The organism is Nocardia sp. XZ_19_369, from assembly GCF_015355715.1.
GTDB lineage: Bacteria > Actinomycetota > Actinomycetes > Mycobacteriales > Mycobacteriaceae > Nocardia.
Map to the genome: position 1 here is coordinate 166,674 of NZ_JACVED010000006.1, position 18,399 is coordinate 185,072.

Annotated in this window: 17 protein-coding genes; 9 read left to right on the plus strand and 8 right to left on the minus strand. The window is 67.3% G+C overall.

Annotated features, from left to right (window positions below; all coding sequences use genetic code 11):
* Position 1 precedes the first annotated feature (1 nt).
* From tal to IBX18_RS22960, 7 genes are all read left to right on the plus strand, one after another.
* The gene (gene tal / locus IBX18_RS22930; protein WP_194835633.1) at positions 2 to 1,135 is read left to right on the plus strand and encodes a transaldolase; all 1,134 of its coding nucleotides are present in this window, start codon (positions 2 to 4) and stop codon (positions 1,133 to 1,135) included.
* Between the two features lie 5 nt (positions 1,136 to 1,140).
* On the plus strand, positions 1,141 to 2,700 hold the full coding sequence (zwf, locus tag IBX18_RS22935) for a glucose-6-phosphate dehydrogenase (RefSeq protein WP_194835634.1): 1,560 nt from the start codon (positions 1,141 to 1,143) through the stop codon (positions 2,698 to 2,700).
* Complete coding sequence (opcA, locus tag IBX18_RS22940; protein ID WP_186818477.1) at positions 2,697 to 3,605, plus strand: glucose-6-phosphate dehydrogenase assembly protein OpcA; 909 nt, start codon at positions 2,697 to 2,699, stop codon at positions 3,603 to 3,605. The genes zwf and opcA overlap by 4 nt, the downstream gene beginning before the upstream one ends.
* Positions 3,598 to 4,347: a 6-phosphogluconolactonase gene (pgl, locus tag IBX18_RS22945; protein WP_194835635.1), complete on the plus strand. Its 750-nt coding sequence runs from the start codon at positions 3,598 to 3,600 to the stop codon at positions 4,345 to 4,347. The genes opcA and pgl overlap by 8 nt, the downstream gene beginning before the upstream one ends.
* Before the next feature lie 1,124 nt (positions 4,348 to 5,471).
* On the plus strand, positions 5,472 to 7,916 hold the full coding sequence (locus tag IBX18_RS22950) for a thiamine pyrophosphate-dependent enzyme (protein WP_194835636.1): 2,445 nt from the start codon (positions 5,472 to 5,474) through the stop codon (positions 7,914 to 7,916).
* A gap of 5 nt (positions 7,917 to 7,921) precedes the next feature.
* The gene (locus tag IBX18_RS22955) at positions 7,922 to 8,395 is read left to right on the plus strand and encodes a hypothetical protein (RefSeq protein ID WP_194835637.1); all 474 of its coding nucleotides are present in this window, start codon (positions 7,922 to 7,924) and stop codon (positions 8,393 to 8,395) included.
* 553 nt (positions 8,396 to 8,948) lie between these two features.
* Positions 8,949 to 9,587: a hypothetical protein gene (locus IBX18_RS22960; RefSeq protein ID WP_228541607.1), complete on the plus strand. Its 639-nt coding sequence runs from the start codon at positions 8,949 to 8,951 to the stop codon at positions 9,585 to 9,587.
* 202 nt (positions 9,588 to 9,789) lie between these two features.
* Here IBX18_RS22960 and IBX18_RS22965 read toward each other — a convergent pair whose 3' ends face one another.
* The 6 genes from IBX18_RS22965 to IBX18_RS42215 are packed head-to-tail and all read right to left on the minus strand — an operon-like array spanning position 9,790 to position 15,804.
* Positions 9,790 to 10,971 carry a cytochrome P450 gene (locus IBX18_RS22965; protein ID WP_228541608.1) on the minus strand — a complete coding sequence of 394 codons (1,182 nt, stop codon included), beginning with the start codon at positions 10,969 to 10,971 and terminating at the stop codon, positions 9,790 to 9,792.
* Positions 10,972 to 11,000: 29 nt separating this feature from the next.
* A complete protein-coding gene (locus IBX18_RS22970; protein WP_194835640.1) occupies positions 11,001 to 12,284 on the minus strand; it encodes a cytochrome P450 in 1,284 nt (427 codons plus the stop codon).
* Entirely contained in the window at positions 12,281 to 12,892 is a 612-nt protein-coding gene (locus IBX18_RS22975) for an ATP/GTP-binding protein (protein WP_135232000.1), read from the minus strand. The genes IBX18_RS22970 and IBX18_RS22975 overlap by 4 nt, the downstream gene beginning before the upstream one ends.
* Positions 12,873 to 13,235 (minus strand): DUF742 domain-containing protein, encoded by a 363-nt coding sequence (locus IBX18_RS22980; protein WP_135232001.1) that lies wholly within the window; start codon positions 13,233 to 13,235, stop codon positions 12,873 to 12,875. The genes IBX18_RS22975 and IBX18_RS22980 overlap by 20 nt, the downstream gene beginning before the upstream one ends.
* Complete coding sequence (locus tag IBX18_RS22985; RefSeq protein ID WP_147131814.1) at positions 13,232 to 13,648, minus strand: roadblock/LC7 domain-containing protein; 417 nt, start codon at positions 13,646 to 13,648, stop codon at positions 13,232 to 13,234. The genes IBX18_RS22980 and IBX18_RS22985 overlap by 4 nt, the downstream gene beginning before the upstream one ends.
* The gene (locus IBX18_RS42215) at positions 13,645 to 15,804 is read right to left on the minus strand and encodes an ATP-binding protein (RefSeq protein ID WP_228541609.1); all 2,160 of its coding nucleotides are present in this window, start codon (positions 15,802 to 15,804) and stop codon (positions 13,645 to 13,647) included. Before IBX18_RS42215 ends, IBX18_RS22985 begins: the two co-directional genes overlap by 4 nt.
* Before the next feature lie 373 nt (positions 15,805 to 16,177).
* On the opposite strand from IBX18_RS42215, the gene IBX18_RS22995 reads away from it, so the two are divergent.
* Positions 16,178 to 16,690 carry a hypothetical protein gene (locus tag IBX18_RS22995; protein WP_306796368.1) on the plus strand — a complete coding sequence of 171 codons (513 nt, stop codon included), beginning with the start codon at positions 16,178 to 16,180 and terminating at the stop codon, positions 16,688 to 16,690.
* Between the two features lie 19 nt (positions 16,691 to 16,709).
* On the opposite strand, the gene IBX18_RS23000 is transcribed toward IBX18_RS22995, so the two are convergent.
* Entirely contained in the window at positions 16,710 to 17,312 is a 603-nt protein-coding gene (locus IBX18_RS23000) for a hypothetical protein (RefSeq protein ID WP_194835641.1), read from the minus strand.
* Between the two features lie 59 nt (positions 17,313 to 17,371).
* Complete coding sequence (locus tag IBX18_RS23005; protein WP_194835642.1) at positions 17,372 to 17,758, minus strand: hypothetical protein; 387 nt, start codon at positions 17,756 to 17,758, stop codon at positions 17,372 to 17,374.
* Between the two features lie 170 nt (positions 17,759 to 17,928).
* Here IBX18_RS23005 and IBX18_RS23010 point away from each other — a divergent pair, with 170 nt between their 5' ends.
* A complete protein-coding gene (locus tag IBX18_RS23010) occupies positions 17,929 to 18,366 on the plus strand; it encodes a hypothetical protein (RefSeq protein WP_194835643.1) in 438 nt (145 codons plus the stop codon).
* Positions 18,367 to 18,399 lie beyond the last annotated feature (33 nt).

Sequence of the window (18,399 nt, forward strand, 5' to 3'; positions counted from 1 at the left end):
CATGACACAGAACGCGAATACCGCCGCCCTGTCCGCGGCCGGCGTCTCGGTGTGGCTCGACGACCTGTCGCGCGACCGCATCCAGTCCGGCAACCTGGCCGAGCTGATCGAGACCCGCAGCGTCGTCGGGGTGACCACCAACCCGACCATCTTCCAGGGTGCGCTCAGCAAGGGCCACGCCTACGACGGACAGCTCAAAGAGCTTGCCGCCCAGGGCGCGGACGCCGACGCCGCGATCCGCACCATCACCACAGACGACGTGCGCTCCGCCTGCGATGTCTTCGCAGGCGTGTTCGAGGCGTCCAACGGGGTGGACGGCCGCGTCTCCATCGAGGTCGACCCCCGCTTCGCCTTCGACGCGGACAAGACCATCGCGCAGGCCATCGACCTGTGGAAGACGGTGGACCGGCCCAACCTGTTCATCAAGATCCCGGCCACCGAGGCGGGCCTGCCCGCGATCACCCGGGTGATCGCCGAGGGCATCAGCGTGAACGTGACGCTGATCTTCTCCGTCGCGCGCTACCGCGCCGTGATGGGCGCCTACCTCGACGGACTGCGCAGCGCCAAGACCGCGGGCCACGACCTCGGCAAGATCCATTCCGTCGCTTCGTTCTTCGTGTCCCGGGTGGACACCGAGATCGACAAGCGGCTCGAGGCGATCGGCTCCGACGAGGCCCTCGCGCTGCGCGGGCAGGCCGGAATCGCCAACGCCCGCTTGGCCTACGCCGAATATCAGGACGTGTTCGACGGCGGCAAGCACACCTCCACCTACAACCACCTGGCCGCCGCGGGCGCGAATCGCCAACGGCCACTGTGGGCTTCGACCGGCGTGAAGAACCCGGACTACTCCGACGTCATGTACGTCACCGAGCTGGTCGCGCCGAACACGGTGAACACGTTGCCGGAGAAGACCCTCGAGGCCGTCGCCGACCACGCCGAGATCCGCGGCGACACGGTCAGCGGCACCGCCGCGGCCGCGCAGGAGGTCTTCGACAAGCTCTCGGCCGTCGGCGTCGACCTCGACGACGTGTTCCAGGTGCTCGAGCGCGAAGGCGTGGACAAGTTCGAGAAGTCGTGGGCGGAACTGATCTCCGCCACGACGGAGGAGCTGTCCAAAGCGGCCGGGGCCAACTGACACCGATGGCCGGCCCCAAGAACCCGACCTGGCAGAACCCGCTGCGCGACGAGCGGGACAAGCGGGTCCCGCGCATCGCGGGCCCGTGCAGCATGGTGATCTTCGGTGTCACCGGCGACCTGTCCCGGAAGAAGTTGATGCCGGCCATCTACGACCTCGCGAACCGGGGGCTGCTGCCCCCGGGCTTCGCGCTGGTCGGCTTCGCCCGGCGCGACTACGCGGACGAGGACTTCGCGAAGGTCGTGCTCGACTCGGTGAAGACGCACGCGCGCACGCCTTTCCGGCAGGAGGTCTGGGACCATCTGGCCGAGGGAATCCGGTTCGTGCAGGGCAGTTTCGACGACGACAAGGCCTTCGCCACCCTCGCCGAGACCCTGGCGGCGCTGGACAAGGAGCGCGGCACCGGCGGCAATCACGCCTTCTACCTGTCGATTCCGCCGAACATGTTTCCGGTGGTGCTCAATCAGCTCTCCGAACACGGACTCGCGCAACCGGACAGCACCGACGCCGCGGGTCGTAAACCGTGGCGGCGGGTGGTGATCGAGAAGCCGTTCGGCCACGATCTGGAAAGCGCCCAGGAGCTCAACGCGCTGGTCAACGGGGTGTTCCCGGAGGAGACCGTCTTCCGGATCGACCACTATCTCGGCAAAGAGACAGTGCAGAACATTCTGGCGCTGCGCTTCGCCAATCAGCTCTACGACCCGATCTGGAACGCCAACTACGTCGACCATGTACAGATCACCATGGCCGAGGACATCGGATTGGGCGGTCGCGCAGGCTATTACGACGGCATCGGCGCGGCCCGTGATGTGATCCAGAACCATCTGCTGCAGCTGCTCGCGCTCACCGCGATGGAGGAGCCGATCAGCTTCCAGCCCAAGCAGTTACAGGCCGAGAAGATCAAGGTGCTCTCGGCCACGAAGCTGGTCGAGCCGCTGGACGAGACCACCGCGCGCGGACAATACGCCGACGGCTGGCAGGGCGGCGAGCAGGTGGTCGGCCTGCTCAACGAGGAGGGCTTCGACCCGGAGTCGCGCACCGAGACCTACGCCGCGATCACGCTCGAGGTCGACACCCGCCGCTGGGCCGGGGTGCCGTTCTATCTGCGCACCGGAAAACGCCTGGGCCGCAGGGTCACCGAGATCGCGGTGATGTTCAAGCGGGCGCCGCACCTGCCGTTCGACCAGACCATGACCGAGGATCTCGGGCAGAACGCGCTGGTCATCCGGGTGCAGCCGGACGAGGGCATCACCACCCGGTTCGGCTCGAAAGTGCCAGGGTCGAGCATGGAAGTGCGCGACGTCAACATGGATTTCAGCTACGGCGAGGCGTTCACCGAGTCCTCCCCCGAGGCCTACGAACGCCTGATCCTCGACGTGCTGCTCGGGGTGCCGTCGCTGTTCCCGGTGAACGCGGAGGTCGAATTGTCCTGGGGCATCCTCGATCCGGTGCTCGAGCACTGGGCCACCGAAGGCAAACCCGAACCGTACGAGGCGGGCACCTGGGGTCCCTCCTCGGCCGACGAGATGCTCGCCCGCACCGGGCGCGAATGGCGGCGGCCATGATCATCGACATTCCGCACACCACCACCGGCGAGGTCACCAAGCGCATCGTGCAGCTGCGCGAGAGCAACGGCGTGATCACCATGATGCGGGTGCTCACCCTGGTCGTGTGCACGCTGGACAGCTCCGAGGCCGAGGACGCGATCGACGCCGCCAACGATGCCAGCCGCGAACACCCTTGCCGGGTGGTCGTTTTGGCGCGTGGCGACCGCGACGCGGAGACCCGTCTCGACGCCCAGATCCGGGTCGGCGGGGACGCGGGCGCGGCCGAGGTGATCGTGCTGCGGTTGCAGGGCGAGCTGATCAACCACGAGAGCAGCGTCGTCATCCCGTTCCTGCTGCCGGACACCCCCGTGGTGGCCTGGTGGCCGCGGGGCGCTCCCGAGTTCCCGTCCAAGGATTCGGTGGGCCGCTTGGCGACTCGGCGCATCACCGACGCCACCTACGCCGCCGATCCGCAGGCCGCGATCAAGAAGCGGCTCGGCTCCTACGCGGCGGGCGACACCGATCTGGCGTGGAGCCGGATCACCTACTGGCGTGCGCTGCTGGCCGCCGCGCTGGACGAACCGCCCTTCGAGCCGGTGGAATCGGTGCTGGTATCCGGTTTGCGCGACGAACCGGCCCTGGACACGTTGGCCGGGTGGCTCGCCGGCCGCCTCGGCTGCCCGGTGATCCGCCGCTCCGGGGCGCTGCGCGTGGAGCTGCACCGGCCGTCTGTCTCGGTCACCATCGAACGCCCGCAGACCGGACGCACCGCGACGCTGACCCGCACCGGTGACCCCGATCAGCGAATCGCGCTGGCCCGCCGGGAAACTCGCGACTGCCTCGCCGAAGAACTGCGCAGGCTGGACGCCGACGAGATCTACGCCGAGGCCCTCGCCGGAATCGAGAAGGTGACCTATGAGTGAATCCGCCAGCGACACAGTAGAAGTCCACATCGATACCGACTCGCTGATCGCCGCCGCGGCGGCCCGATTCGTCGAGGTCGTCGTCGCCGCACAGGAAGAACGCGGCACAGCGTCGGTCGTGCTGACCGGCGGCGGCACCGGCATCGGACTGCTCGAACTGGTCCGCAAGTCCCCCGGCGACATCGATTGGTCCAACGTCGACTTCTTCTGGGGCGATGAGCGTTTCGTCCCCGCAGGCGACGCGGAACGCAACGACCTCCAGGCACGCCAGGCCCTACTCGACCACGTCCCGGTCGACCCGGCCCGGATACACCCGGTAGCCGCCTCCGACGGCGAATATCCCGACCCGATCGAGGCCGCCGCCGAATACTCCGCCGCCGTACACGCCTACCTGGCCGAACACGGCTCCTTCGACCTGCACCTGCTCGGCATGGGCGGCGAGGGACACATCAATTCGCTGTTCCCGCACACCGACGCGGTCCGCGAGGAACACGAACTCGTTGTCGCCGTAACGAATTCGCCGAAACCTCCCCCGGTCCGAGTCACCCTCACCATCCCCGCCATCCGCCGCACGCGGCATGTGGTGCTGGTCGTCGGTGGGGCGGCCAAGGCGGACGCGGTCGCCGAAGCAATCTCCGGGGCCGACCCGGTCGACATCCCCTCCGCGGGCGCGGTTGGGCTCGAGTCCACCACGTGGTTGCTTGACCAAGACGCGGCGTCAGCGTTGCAGTTGCCAGACTGAACGTCACCGTTCATCCTTCATGTCCCCGGCAGCCAACACGTTGCTCGCCCCGGGGGACATGAGGGCGCAGAACATCGAGCCGCCGCGCCCCCACGTCCCGTCCGCGACGTCTCGGTGCTCCCAACGGGACCTGACGGCGGCAAACATCGAGTAAGCACACCACCATGTCCCGTCCGCCACATCTCAGGGCGCCGAACGGGACATGCTGGCGAGGACAGGCGCGTCGAACACCCCGACAAGGCACGCGACCATCTCGCGTGCCACGCGCCGCAGCGTGCCATCCGGTGCGCGACATAGAGCCAACGACGAGTAAGCACGCCACCATGCCCCCTTCTGGCGCACCGGCCATTACGCCTTCCCGCCGAACGGGAAATCACGGCGCCAACCGCCGAGTGGACGCGCCACCAACACCTGCTGGCCCTCCTGGCTTGCTGGAATGGGGGGCACAGCGCCGAATCTCGAGTGAGCACAGCCACCACGTCCCGTTGGCGCAACCGCCGCCCCCGCACAAGGCACGCGACCATCTCGCGTGCCACGCGCCGCAGCGCGCCACTCAGTGCGCGACATGGAGTGAACGTCGAGTGCGCACATTCCTACGGCGCACCTGCGGCCATGTTTGCCCGCCGGGCGGGACATCACGGGGCTGAGCATCACTGTGTGCGCGCCGCTGTGTCCCATTCGATGCACCCGCCGCGCGTCTCGCCCGCCATGCGACATGACGGTCGCGAGGGTCGAGTGCGCACGCCACCATGTCCCTTCCGGCACAACCGCCGCCATGTCTTGCCGCCGTGCGGGACCTGACGGCGGCAATCGCCGAGTAAGCACACCACCACTTCCCGTCCGCCACATCTCGCGCCCACGAACGGGACATCGTGGCGGCAATGTCGAGTGAGCGCGCTGCCGTGCCCCCCGTTGGACGTGCGCGCCGCCCTGCCTCGGGTGCTGAGGGGACATGGTGGCTGGCGAACGTCTGGTGCGTGATCCATCGTGTCCCTGCGGAATGCTGGTTGCCGAATCAGGCGGGCGAGGGTTCATGTCCGGCCGACTGAGGGTTTGGCCGGAACTTATTCGGCCGAACTGGATATGGTGCGCATAATCATCGGGTTTGCCGATAAGGTGGGGCGGTGAGTGAGCGGGCAGCGAACCCGGGATCCAGCCCGGGCCAGGTTCTCGATGATCGGTTTCGGGCGGCGGTCGGTGCGCTGACACCGGCGCTGGATCGTGCGGCGGAGGAGGATTTCGCGCCCGGGATCAGCGGTGCGACTCTGCTGGAGCTGTTCGAAGCGCAGGCGACGAGCAGGCAGTTGGATCTCGCGGCTCGGCAGTTGGGGGCGAGCAAGCGGGGGTATTACAGCATCGGGTCGTCGGGACACGAGGGCAATGCGGCGCTCGGGGTGGCGTTGCGGGTGACCGATCCCGCGCTGCTGCACTACCGATCCGGGGCGTTCTTCGTGCAGCGCACTCGGCAGGTGCCTGGTCTCGATCCGATCCGCGACGTGCTGCTCGGGGTCGTCGCCGCGGCGGCGGATCCGATATCCGGTGGGCGGCACAAGGTTTTCGGCAGCAAGCCCGCCGCCATCATCCCGCAGACCTCGACCATCGCCTCACATCTCCCCCGCGCGGTAGGTCTCGCGTTCGCGATCGATCGTGCTGCACGACTTGGCGTTTCGAGCGAGTGGCCGTCGGATGCGGTGGTGCTGTGCAGCTTCGGCGATGCCTCCGCCAACCATTCCACCGCAGCGGGCGCGATCAATGCGGCGATTCACACTGCCCGCCAAGGTGTTCCGCTGCCGATCCTGTTCCTGTGCGAGGACAACGGCATCGGGATCAGCGTCCCCACCCCCGCGGATTGGATCCAGCAGGCCTACGGCTCCCGCCCCGGACTGGAGTACTTCGGCGCCGACGGCTGCGATCCCATCGACGCACTGACCACTTCGACCGCAGCCGCCGCGTGGGTCCGCGAACACCGCAAGCCCGCGTTCCTGCACATGCGAACGGTCCGCCTGATGGGCCACGCCGGTTCCGACGTGGAAGCCGCCTACCGCAGACCCGCCGACATCGCCGCCGACCTCCTCCGCGACCCGGTCACCGCAACCGCCCGACTGCTGGTCGCCGCAGGTGTAGCGACACCCACCGAGGTACTCGAGCGCTACGACGACATCGCCCACCGCGTCACCCGCACAGCCGAACTCGTCTGGCGCGAGCCGAAATTGGCCTCCGCGACCGCTGTAATGGCACCACTCGCACCGTCGCGCCCGGCACTGGTACGCGCCGATGTCCTGCGCACCGGCCAGCTCGCCGCATCCCCGGCGAATGATGCGGCGCGTCCCGACCCTGCCCCAGCAATGACATCGCAGACCTCCCACGCACGGCAGGCAAGCTCTCCCAACGATATCGGGCCTTCTGCCGCAGCAGCGAGCGATGCAGCAGGGCGGGGCACTCCGACGCACGTCGGCACAACGCAGGCCGACACCTCGCTGGACGCGACAACCACAGCCGCCAGCGCACCTCGCGTGGCACCCGCCACCGCCAGCGCGAACTCCGGTGCAGGCAGCGATGATTCGTTGACGCTCGGGCAGGCGATCAACCGCACACTGGCAAGCTTGCTCGCCCGCGACCCGGACGTGCTCGTCTTCGGCGAGGACGTCGGCCGCAAGGGCGGCGTGTACGGCGTGACCAAAGGACTGCAAAAGCAGTTCGGCAAGCGACGCGTCTTCGACACCTTGCTCGACGAGCAGAGCGTCCTCGGCACCGCCCTGGGCACCGCGCTCGCCGGTTTCGTGCCGATCCCCGAGATCCAATACCTGGCCTACGTGCACAATGCCGCCGACCAACTGCGCGGCGAGGCCGCCACCCTGTCCTTCTTTTCCCATGGGCGCTACCACAATCCGATGGTGGTCCGCATCGCCGGCTACGCCTACCAGAAGGGTTTCGGCGGCCACTTCCACAACGACAACTCCATCGCCGCCTTGCGCGACATCCCCGGCCTCGTCATCGCCTCCCCCGCGCGCGCCGACGACGCCGCCGCCCTCCTGCGCACCTGCGTCTCCGCCGCCCGAGTAGACGGCCGCGTCTGCATCTACCTCGAACCCATCGCCCTCTACCACACCCGCGACCTGCACGAACCAGGCGACAACGCTTGGCTCGCAACACCTTCCGACACCGACCACGTCGAGATCGGCCGCGCCCGCATCTACGGCGACGGCACCGACCTCACCATCGTCACCTTCGCCAACGGCGTCCCCATGAGCCTGCGCGTAGCCCGCCGCCTGGCCGACCGCGGCATCCGCCCCCGCGTCCTCGACCTCCGCTGGCTCTCCCCCCTCCCCCTCGACGATCTCCTCCGACACGCCCGAGCCACCGGCCGCGTCCTCATCGCCGACGAAACCCGCCACAGCGGCGGCGTCTCCGTATCCGTCTGCGCCGCGCTCATCGACGCCGGCTTCGACGGCCACATCGCCAGAGTCACCAGCGAAGACACCTTCATCCCCCTAGGCCCCGCCGCCGACACCGTCCTGCTCGACGAAGCCAAAATAGAAACCGCCGCCGGAAAACTCTTGGCACAGTAGACATCATGGTCGGCACCGACGAGCAAGCTGTTCCGGAGGAGCACCGGCGTTACTGGAAGTACCAGCGAGACTTGGCCGCCGTAGACGACAAGGCAGAACCCGAGCTCGTCGCCACCGTCTTACGCGACCCAGACAAGGTCATGGCCGAGGCCGCCATATCCGGCCACTTCGACCAGCGTGCGCCCCAACTGATGCAACTCGGCAGCACCCGCTTCGACCAATGGGCCACCACCATGTCCCCACTTATCGCCGAGCGTAAGTTCCTCACCCGCCGCCTTCGGGAATGGACCCTGCTGAAATCGATCATCCTGGGCCACAACTGGACTCCCGAGGATGTTGTCGCCGCCACCGACTGGCTCCAGCGCAAGGCCGCCAACACCGTCACCGCACCCGACGCCCTCACCTTGCTGACTGAACACGGCAGAACACGCCGAGTCCGCAACGCCGCCAACAACCGCTTGCACCGCCCCACCCCCTGACCCCGCCCTCGAAACGCCGCACCCTTTCCTGGCATCCGCACTACCTACGAGCCCCGTATCGAGTGCGCCACCCGAGAAGCGGTGCGCATGTCAATCCGCGCTGGGGCCTTGAGCCGGCAGTACAGGCGTGGGGTTCATCCACAAGGCTGAGTTGTGCACATTCGACCGGTGGTGGGTGGTTTGGGGGGTGGCCGGTGGTGAGGATGAGGGCATGGACCACGTGAGCGTTCACCGACGTAGCGCGGAGTTGAGTCGAGGGCTCAGTGACGAAGAGATTCGACGGCGGTACACCGGCACCGAATGGTGTCGACTTCGGCGAGGTGCGTACGTCGATCGCTGCGGGTACGCGGAACTGGATCCGGTTGCCAAGCACCGCTTACTGATCGAGGCTGTGGTTCCGACTATGGCGGACGGGACGGTGGTAAGTCACCAGTCCGCTGTGGTGATGTACCGGGCGCCCCTATGGCACACGCCGCTGGAACGAGTTGCCGTCACCCGAAACCGACGATCAGGTGGCCGGATCAAATCGGACGTCAAGATGCATTGTGCACCAATGGAATCCGCGGTTCAGATAGCCGACATGCTGGTCACGACCCCAGCCAGGACTGTTGTCGACCTTGCTCGGACTTTGCCTTTCGAATCCGCTGTTGTCAGCGGCGACGCGCTGATTCGTGACTTCGGTGTGGCAGAAACAGATCTGGTCGCGGAGCTCACGATCGCAAAGAATCGGCACGGTGTCGCGGCAGCGAAGCGGGTGGTCGCGTTCCTGGACGCGCACAGCGAAAGCGCAGGTGAATCACGCAGCCGGGTGCTGTGTGCCGACCTCGGGCTGCCCACACCCACTCCGCAGGGGAACGTCTATGGTCCCGACGGCGCGTTCCTCGGGCGCGTCGACTTCTACTTCGAAGGTACCGGCGTGCTCGGCGAATTCGATGGGCGCACCAAGTACGGTCGGCTACTCCGGCCGGGCCGAGAACCCGGCGACGCGGTGTTCGCCGAGAAAGTTCGCGAGGATGCCATGCGCGCCTGCGGGTTCCAAGTGGTCCGCTGGACATGGCAAGACCTCACCACACAGAACATTGCCCACCGAATCCTCGCAGCACTGGCCCGGGACCGAACCACCCACCACGACGGCCACATCGAACAAGCCGCCCTCCCCACCCCGACCCCGCTCACCATCCACCGGCTCTGACCCAGCGGGACGCACATCCGCACCAGTTGTTGGGATCCGCACCGCTTCGGGGCGTCCGCAAGCAGTGCGCATCCCAACAAACAGTGCAAACCGGCATCCGCACCAGTTGTTGGGTAGCGCACCGCTGCGGGGCGTCCGCAAAGAGTGCGCATCCCGAGAAAGCGTGCGCATCCCGATGAAAGGTGCGGATCTGCGAAGCGGATCAGCCGAGGTGAACGGGGAACGCCGCCAGGTCGTTTTGCGTGAGTACTGGAAGGTTGCGGATTTCCTCCACCGGAACCGCAAGCCGAATGTTCGGGAAACGGTCGAAGAGGGCTGGCAGGGCGATGCCTGCTTCGAGCCGGGAGAGGGCCGCCCCGGGGCAGATGTGGGGACCGTGGCCGAAGGTTAGGTGGCGGTGGGAGGTGGTGCGGGTGAGGTCGAACTCGTCGGAGTCTTCGCCGTGCACGGCGGTGTCCCGGCCGATGGCGCGGTAGGACATGACGACACCCTCGCCTTTTTCGATCACGGTGTCACCGATGGTGATGTCTTCGGTGGCGAAGCGCATCAGCAGGTGGGTGACCGGGCTGTCCCAGCGCAGGGTTTCCTCGACGGCCTGCTTCCACTCGATGTCGCCGGAGCGGACCTTGTCCAGTTGTTCGGGACGGGTGAGCAGGGCGCGCACGGCGTTCAGGATGAGGCCGACGGTGGTTTCGTGACCGGCGGCGACGAGTGCCTTGAGGTTGCCGACCACTTCTTCTTCGGTCAGCGGCTCACCGCCGTCGGTGGCCAGGATGAGGGCGCTGGTGAGGTCGTCGGTGGGATCGGCGGTCTTCTTGCGGACCAGATCGGTGTAGTACCGGTCCATTTCATCGATCACCCGCAACCGCTCGTCCTGCGGGGTGAGCAGCGAGAAGAACGCTTTGTACCAGGTGAGCAGCATCGGATGGTCGGCGCGGTCCACGCCCATCAGCTCACTGATGACGCGCATCGGCAGGGGGTAGGCGAAGACCTCTTTGAGGTCCACCACGGAATCACCCGCAGCGCTGAGATCGTCCAGGAGCTCGCCGGTTAGTCGCTCGATGACGGGCCGGATGTCCTCTAGTCGACGCGGCGACAAAGCCTGCGTGGTCTTGATCCGCAGTCTGCGATGCTCGGCACCGTCCACGGTGAACATGGAACGTCCCGCATCGATCATGCCGATCAGCGGCCACTGCCGCGTCACTACACCGGAGTTCCACAGCGACCAGCCGTTGATGTCCTTGATCAGCCGCGGATCGACGAGCAGCTGCCTGGCCACCGCATGCTCGGTGACGGTCCAGGCGGGCACGCCGAGCAGTTCGATGCGGGTGAGCGGACCCGCGGCACGCAGGTAGGCGGTCTCGCCGGCGAGGTCACCGACCATCGGATCGATGGCAAAAGGGCATGTTTGTGTCACTGGGGACCTCCGACTGCACGAACTGGGGTGAAACGAACCGGCAAAGAAGTCATGCCGCGCAGGAACGCCGACGGGCGCCGGACCAGGTTCTGCGCGGGAACCATGAGATCGATGTCGGGCAGTCGGTCGAGGAGCACCTCGATGCTGGTGCGCGCGATGATCTCGGCCAGTTGCTGAGCCGGGAACGGGCACCGGTACTCGCCGTAGCTGAACGCGAAGTGCGCGCTGTTGCCTGCGTGCGCGGGTTCGACGCCGTCGACGAGATGCTGACGCACATGCGGGTCGGCGTTGGCGGCCGCGAGTCCGAGCAGCAGCATGTCGCCGGCCCGAATCACCTTGTCGGCCAACCGGGTATCGCGCGCCGCCCACCGACCGGCGAGGATCTGCGTGGGCGTGTCCTCCCACAGCACCTCGTTCATCGCCTCGCCGACGCTGCGCCGCCCACCACCGAGGGCCGCGGCGAACCGGTCGTCGGTGAGCATGAGCCGCACCGAGTTCCCGATCCAGTCGGCGGTCGGCAGGTGCGCGGCGGCGGTGACCGCCATCAGATCCTGCACGTACTCCTCGTCGCTGAACTGCGCCGGGTGCGCGAGCATCCGCGACACCAGGTCGTTGCCCGGCCGCGCCTTCTTCGCGGCCAGCACCTGCTGCATCTGCTCGTAGAAACGCCCGTACGCCGCCTGCGCGTCGGCACCACCGTCGGCGAGCGCCTTCATGCTCCACGCCAGCCGCGCGCCGTCCTCGTCGGGGAAGCCGAGCGCCCAGGCGAGCGCGAGCACCGGCATCGGCACCGCGAACTCGGCGACCAGATCGGCCTCGCCCCGCCCGCAGAAGCCGTCGATCAGCCGGTCCGCCAATTCCTCACAGGTGCGGCGCAATTCGAACGGATCGATCGATTCGAGCGCGGGTTCGACCATCGCCACATGCCTGCGATGCTCGGCACCCGCGGTGAAGTAGATCGACGGGCGAGGCTGCCCGACCATCGGCAGCAGCGGCCAGTCCTCGGGGATGTTGGGCCACTGGTTCCACAGGCTGACGTCGCGCGGGAACAGCTCCGGATCGCTGGTGACCTGATGCAACTCCCGATACCCGATGACCAGCCAGGACGGGACACCACCGGGCAGTTCGACGGACACGACGGGCCCGTGTTCGCGGCGCATCTCGCGGTACAGGTGCTGCGGGTCGGTGTGGAAGCGCGGACCGCTCAGCGGCACGGCGCCGGTCTCCGGGTGGACCGGGCAGCCGCCGGTGGCCGCCGCGGCGGCACTCGAGGTGGTCATGATGCGGTCTCCGCTCGGGCGTCGGCATAGATGTGCTCGACCAGGCTGATCAGCACGCGCTTGCTGGACTCACGCGACCTGGCGTCGCAATCCACCAGCGGCACATGCGGATCCAGGTCGAGGGCGTCGCGCACCTCGGCGAGCTGAGAAGGTCCGCCGAAGTTGTTGCAGGCCACCACGAATCGGGTGCGCTGGGCTTCCAACCGGTCGATGGCGTACCAGGAGTCGGCAATTCGGCGCTGGTCGACGAGCACGATCGCGCCGAGCGCACCGGCGAACAACCGGTCCCAGAGGAAGAAGAACCGTTCCTGTCCCGGGGCGCCGAAGAGGTACAGCACGTTCTCGGCGTCGATGGTGATGCGCCCGAAGTCGAAGGCGACCGTGGTCGTGGACTTGCCGGGGGCGCCGGTCGGGTCGTCGATCCCGACGCCCGCGTTGGTCATCGTCGCCTCGGTATCGAGCGGGCGGATCTCGCTGACCGCGCGGACCATGGTGGTCTTGCCGACGCCGAAGCCGCCGACGATGACGATCTTCAGCCCCTGGCGGGTCGCGCTGTTCAGCGGGGCGTCGGCGCGGGCGGGCCGAGCGTCAAAGGTTGCGGAGTCCAACGAGCACCTTCTCGAGGGTGGTGGAGTCGGGCACCGAATTCCACGGCGCAGCCGGGCCGACGTCGGGATGCCGGACGGTGATCTTGCCTGCGTGCAGCAGGTCCGACAGCAGGATGGTGGCGATGCCGAACGGGATGCGCAGCTCGGCGGCGATCTCGACGACCGCGGTCGGCGCGCGGCACATGTCCAGGATGGCAACGTGTTCGGACTGCATGCCCTGCGTCGGCGCGCACTCGCTGACCACCAGGGTGACCAGGTCGAAGCTGTCGGAGTCCGGTTTGCTGCGTCCCCCGGTCAGTGTGTAGAGCCGGTCGGGGTCGTCGTCGCGGCCTGGCCTTTTCACGACACGCTCGCTCCCCCGACGCGTGGCGCGGACGCGAGATGATGACTCAGCTGTTCGACCAGCTCCCGCATGTTGTGCCCGACCAGACCTGCGTCCGCGTCCTCGCCGGCCACGACCGCGATGTGCGCGGCGAGACCCGCCTCGACGATGAACAGGATGCCGCCGTAGAACTCCGTCATCGACTGGCGCACACCGCCTCTGCCGTCACCGAACTCGACAGACGCACCGTGCGAAAGACTTTGGATGCCCGCCGAGATGGCGGATAGCTGATCCGCCTTGTCCATGCTCAATTCCGGCGTGTGGCAGATCTTGAGACCGTCACCGGAGAGCAGCAGCGCGTGGCGAGCGCCGGGAGTGCGGGCGAGCAGTTGCTCCAACAGCCAGCTGAGTTGCGACGGCACAGACGTTGTCATCGATCATTCTCCACGGCAACGGTAGGGGACGGGGAAGGTGTTGCGGCAGCGGAGGTATCGGTGTCGCGGCCGGACACCGCGCGCTGGAACGCACCGAAGGACGCGGGCGTCGACACCGGCGGGGTGGCCGCGGCGGGCGCATCATGCGTGGGTAGCGAGAGTCCGGCGGGGTGGACGGCGGCGAGGGTGCTGCCGCGGCGGCGCTTGGGTAAGCCCATGCTGGTGTGCTCGACGGTGGGCGAGAGATCCGGAGCGGAATTCGGGGTGGCCGAAGGGGTCCACGCGGTGGGGTTGGTTGGAGTCGAAGAATTCGGAGCGGAGGTGGAAGTCGCGGCGGCCGCAGAGTTCGCGGCAGACGCGAAGTTCAGGTCAGCCGTAGGGTTCCCGACCGACGCCACGTTTCGGATACCCGCAGGGCTTCCGCCGACCTCGGAGCTCATGCCAGCCGCGAACTTCACGTCAGCCGAAGGGTTTCCGACCGACGCCACGTTTCCGGCACCCGCAGCGCTCGTGCCGGCCAGAGAATTCGCACCAGCCGCAATGTTTCCGGTACCCGCAGGGCCCGCGCCGACCTCGGAATTCCCACCAGTCGCGAACTTCACGTCAGCCGCAGGATTCCCCACCGACGCCACGTTTCCGGCACCCGCAGCGCTCGCGCCAACCTCGGACTTCCCGCCAGCCGCGAAGTTTCCGGTACCCGCAGGGCTCGTGCCGCCCACAAAGTTCGCGGCATCCGTAAGGCTAGCGCCAGCAGCGAAGTTCGCGTCGGCCGAAGAGTTACCGGCAACCGCAGCGCTCGCGCCAACCCCGGGGCTGACGGCACCCGCAGAATTTCCGGCAGTCGCAGGGCTCGCGCCAACCGGAGAGCTTCCGGCAGCCGCAGGGTTCGCGCCAGTGGCAGGGTTCGCGCCAACAGAGTTCGCACCGGCGGTGAGGTTCGCGGCAGCAGCGGCCGGGTTTGCGCCGACCGGGTTCCCGGTTGCGAAGTCCGGCAACGCCGCAACTCGCGCGACCGACGCCGGTTTCGGCTGCGACAACGCGGTGAGCTGCGACGTAGCACTGGGCAACGTAGCGGTGGGTATCGCGGGAATGGTACCGAGCGCCGACGGTTGCGAACGATCAACGCGCGCAGTGAGATCCCGCGGCACCACCACGACCACCGCCGTGCCACCGATGGCCGAGGGCCGGAAGGACACAGTGAGTCCGTGCTTACGCGCGAGGTGCCCGACAACGGCGAGCCCCAACCGTGTGCCGCTCAACGACGACAGGTCCGAGGCACGCTGTCCGCGCCCGTCCGGCCCGTTCGACACGGTCTGTTCGGCGCGGCGCAGCGCCGATTCGCTCATCACCAGTCCGCTGTCTTCGATGGTGAGCACCACGCCCGCGGGCACCTCGGCGGCGTAGACGTGCACCTCGGTGGTCGGCGGGGAGAAATTACACGCGTTGTCGAGCAGCTCGGCCAGCGTGTGCATCACACCTTCGGCCGCGTGCCCGGCGATGGCGATCTCGGCGATGGCCCGCAGCCGAACCCGCTGGTAGCCCGAGACACGCCCCATCGCGCCACGCAGGATCGACTCCATGGCAATGGGTTTGGCCCAGCGTCGACCGGAGCGGGCGCCGCTGAGCACGGCGATGCTGTCGGCGAGGCGACCGGCCTGCGCGGTGCGGTGGTCCAGGTGCAGCAGGTCGGCGAGCACCTTCGGGTCGGCGTGCCGATGCTCCATTTCGCGCAGCTCGGCGAGCATGCTGGTGGTCATCGCCTGCATGCGGCCTGCCGCGCCGGCGAACGCGGCCATCGCGGCGGACCGGCGGCTGTCGCTGTTCTTCGCTTCCCACGCGTGCAGGTTGGTGGCCTCGCTCGCGGCCGCCATCCTGGCCGACGCCTCGGCTGTCACCGCCGCTGCAGCCTGGCGGGCGCGGATCGCCGCACCGCGATAGTGCACCGCCGCGGTTACCGTGGCGCACAACGCGATCGCCGCCGCGACGGCGCCGATGGTCAGCGGGACGCGGAAGTCGGTCGGCGCGTAATACACCGCGACCACCACGACAACCGAGGTGACGGCGGCGCAGGTCAACAGCGCTAGCAGGGGTATGCGCAGACGTCGAAACAGCGGTTCCCGACGCTCGCCTTCCGGCGCGTTCAATGACTGTGACAAGTTCCGTACTTCCGCACTCACGTTCACCAAGAAGGCATGCTGGCTGATCCCGACCCCTCCTGCAGCGTTCGGGCTGCACCAAATGTACAGACCACCAAGCAGTTCCGCATCTCGGCGGAACGCACATACCTGCACCACCATCTATCTGCGCGGTAGTTGTATTGTATTGCGCTACTTTATTTTTCAATCATGCTGGCGGTTTGCCGACGAGCCTTCGATAATCGCGAGCGCACCACTTCGTCACACAGCGGTCACACCGCCGCCGTCCGCAGGCCGCGTCGGCGCAAACTTCGATTACCACCTCGCCGAGGCGCGCCGCACCGGTATCCCAGCGATTCGGATTCGACGGGGGAATACTGGAAATACAGTGGCGGTGAGACGACAACCAGCGGCGAAGGGCACGGCGATGACCATGATGTCCATGCTCGGTGAGGTTCGGCCGGAGCACGATCGCGCGGCGGACGGCGATCTGGTGCTCCTGCACTATCTGCGTTCCTTCCGCAAACCGGTGCTCGACGTGTGGTCGGCGGCGACCGACCGTACGCAGTTGGCGCGCTGGCTCGGCGCGGTGTCCGGCGGCCACGGCAATCTGACCATCGAGCCGATGGACGGACCGGTGTCGCGACCGGTCGCGGTGCGGGTCGATCATTGCCAGGCGCCGCACGAACTGGTCGTGCACGTCGACGGCTGCCTGCTCGAGGTTCGGATGACCCAGGTCGGCGTGGTGACCAATGTCGAGCTGATCCGCCGCCACGTGAGCCCGGCTGAGGCGAGTGCGATCGGCCCCCGCTGGCAGTACCTGCTGGATCGGCTCACCGCGTACCTCGATTACCAACCGCTGCCGCAGTGGGCCGACTACCCGAAGCTGGGCGACGAATACCGTTGAGTCACAGTTGCACCCACTGTCAGAGGAAGAATCCGGCGATCCCCCAGCCCGGGCGCGCCTGCGCCTCGCGAATCCATTCCATACACGATTCGATCGCGGCGAGCACCTCGTGTTCGACGTCCTCGCGCTGTTTCGGCGTGGTCGATTCCCATTGCACGAGGGCTTCCGCGCACTGTTCCGGCGTCCATTCGCCGTAGCCGGGTAGCTCGTCGGGTTGGGGTAGGGCGGCGGGCAGCGCGTGGTAGACGAAGTCGGCGAGGCTGATCGCCTTGATGCCCAACTCGGCGAGGCCCTCGTCGACCTGCTCCAGCCAGCTGCCACGGAACGGGGAGAAGTAGCGGTTGTCGAGGAACCTGCCGTAGAACTGGCAGATCGTTTGATAGGCGTAGGCGTATTGGAAGCCGTACGCCTCGTCGAACGGGCCGCCGTCGATGACGGCGCGCACCGCGTCGTAGCGCGCCGGGGCGCCGTTCGCGATCTCCTCGGCGAACCAGTCGTCGGCGTGCGCCAATTGGGCTTTGAACCGGCCACCGATCATGCGCCGGAGCTTGTCGTCCCGCGAGCCGATCGCGGCCCTGACCCTATCCAGTTCGACGACGTAAACGCTCAGGCTGTAACTCATGATCGAACATTAGCGGCACCCACCGACACGAACGCCGCACCGACGGAAGGCGTTTGACGCTACGCGGTCTGCACGGTGACGCGATAGCCGAGACTGATCCCCTTTGCGATGTGGGCCGCACCACCGAGGTGCAGCCGCCGGGTGCTGCTGCCCTCGCGTGGATCGACCAGATAGCTAGCACGCACATGGGCGACGCCGGACGGAAAACCGCTGGCCGGGGTCGAAACGCTGCTCGCGACAAACGCTTCGGCCCACAGATTGGGCTCGGTCGCGCCGTCGAGCAGGGGCGCGGCATCGGGGAGGAACACGCCGAACTCGTCCGGTTGTCCGCGCAGCGACTGGAGGAATCTGCCGGACATGGCGAGCTGCACAATCCCGGTGTGGATCGTGCAGTCCGGGGTCAGCCGCAACGGCGGGGCCGGGTAGATGTGGAGCTGCAATGCCATGGGATGACTCTACGGATGTCGTTGCGGCGGCCCGGTACTGGCGAGCGGCCGAATACCCGTCCTCGGTGCGCCGGGCTTTCGAACGGAGGCATCGAGTTGCGACGGGCGATGGGGGCGGGCAGGCTGATCTTCGCTCGCAACGGCGCATTCCCGCAGGAGGATTCGACTAGATGCCGAACTGGCCGACGCTCGACCCGGTCGAGCAACATGACAAGCTCACCGACATCACGAGCGAAGTGCTCCCCACGCTGCCGATCGGCTGGACTCGGCTTGTGGTGCGCGCCAGGATGATCGGTACGCATGCCGAGTCCGATTCCGGAGTGCGGATGCCCGATGGAACGGTGCGAGCCTGGTCTTTTCCGCCCGAAGTCTGGCGGAAATTTCAGCAACTGAGGAAAGGAATGTACATCCAAGACAGCGGGTCCTGGCACGAGTTCGAGTACATTCTGGATCCGCCCAACCACTTCACCATTCAATACAACCGAGATCTGATGCCGGCCTTCTCGACTCCGCCGACGGCTGAACACTTCGCGACCGAAAACCGATGGTTTCCGCGGTCAGATCAAGCCATGCCGGATTGGTTTCGCCGCGGGATCGGTCAGGTCTAACGTCTACCTGTGACGCGGCAGGCAGGGGCAAGC

Bases quoted from the DNA above. Each gene is read 5' to 3' on its own strand.
- tal (WP_194835633.1), top strand. From the start codon at position 2: ATGACACAGAACGCGAATACCGCCGCCCTGTCCGCGGCCGGCGTCTCG.
- zwf (WP_194835634.1), top strand. From the start codon at position 1,141: ATGGCCGGCCCCAAGAACCCGACCTGGCAGAACCCGCTGCGCGACGAG.
- opcA (WP_186818477.1), top strand. From the start codon at position 2,697: ATGATCATCGACATTCCGCACACCACCACCGGCGAGGTCACCAAGCGC.
- pgl (WP_194835635.1), top strand. From the start codon at position 3,598: ATGAGTGAATCCGCCAGCGACACAGTAGAAGTCCACATCGATACCGAC.
- IBX18_RS22955 (WP_194835637.1), top strand. From the start codon at position 7,922: ATGGTCGGCACCGACGAGCAAGCTGTTCCGGAGGAGCACCGGCGTTAC.
- IBX18_RS22960 (WP_228541607.1), top strand. From the start codon at position 8,949: ATGGAATCCGCGGTTCAGATAGCCGACATGCTGGTCACGACCCCAGCC.
- IBX18_RS22965 (WP_228541608.1), bottom strand. From the start codon at position 10,971: ATGGTCGGTGACCTCGCCGGCGAGACCGCCTACCTGCGTGCCGCGGGT.
- IBX18_RS22970 (WP_194835640.1), bottom strand. From the start codon at position 12,284: ATGACCACCTCGAGTGCCGCCGCGGCGGCCACCGGCGGCTGCCCGGTC.
- IBX18_RS22985 (WP_147131814.1), bottom strand. From the start codon at position 13,648: ATGACAACGTCTGTGCCGTCGCAACTCAGCTGGCTGTTGGAGCAACTG.
- IBX18_RS23000 (WP_194835641.1), bottom strand. From the start codon at position 17,312: ATGAGTTACAGCCTGAGCGTTTACGTCGTCGAACTGGATAGGGTCAGG.
- IBX18_RS23005 (WP_194835642.1), bottom strand. From the start codon at position 17,758: ATGGCATTGCAGCTCCACATCTACCCGGCCCCGCCGTTGCGGCTGACC.
- IBX18_RS23010 (WP_194835643.1), top strand. From the start codon at position 17,929: ATGCCGAACTGGCCGACGCTCGACCCGGTCGAGCAACATGACAAGCTC.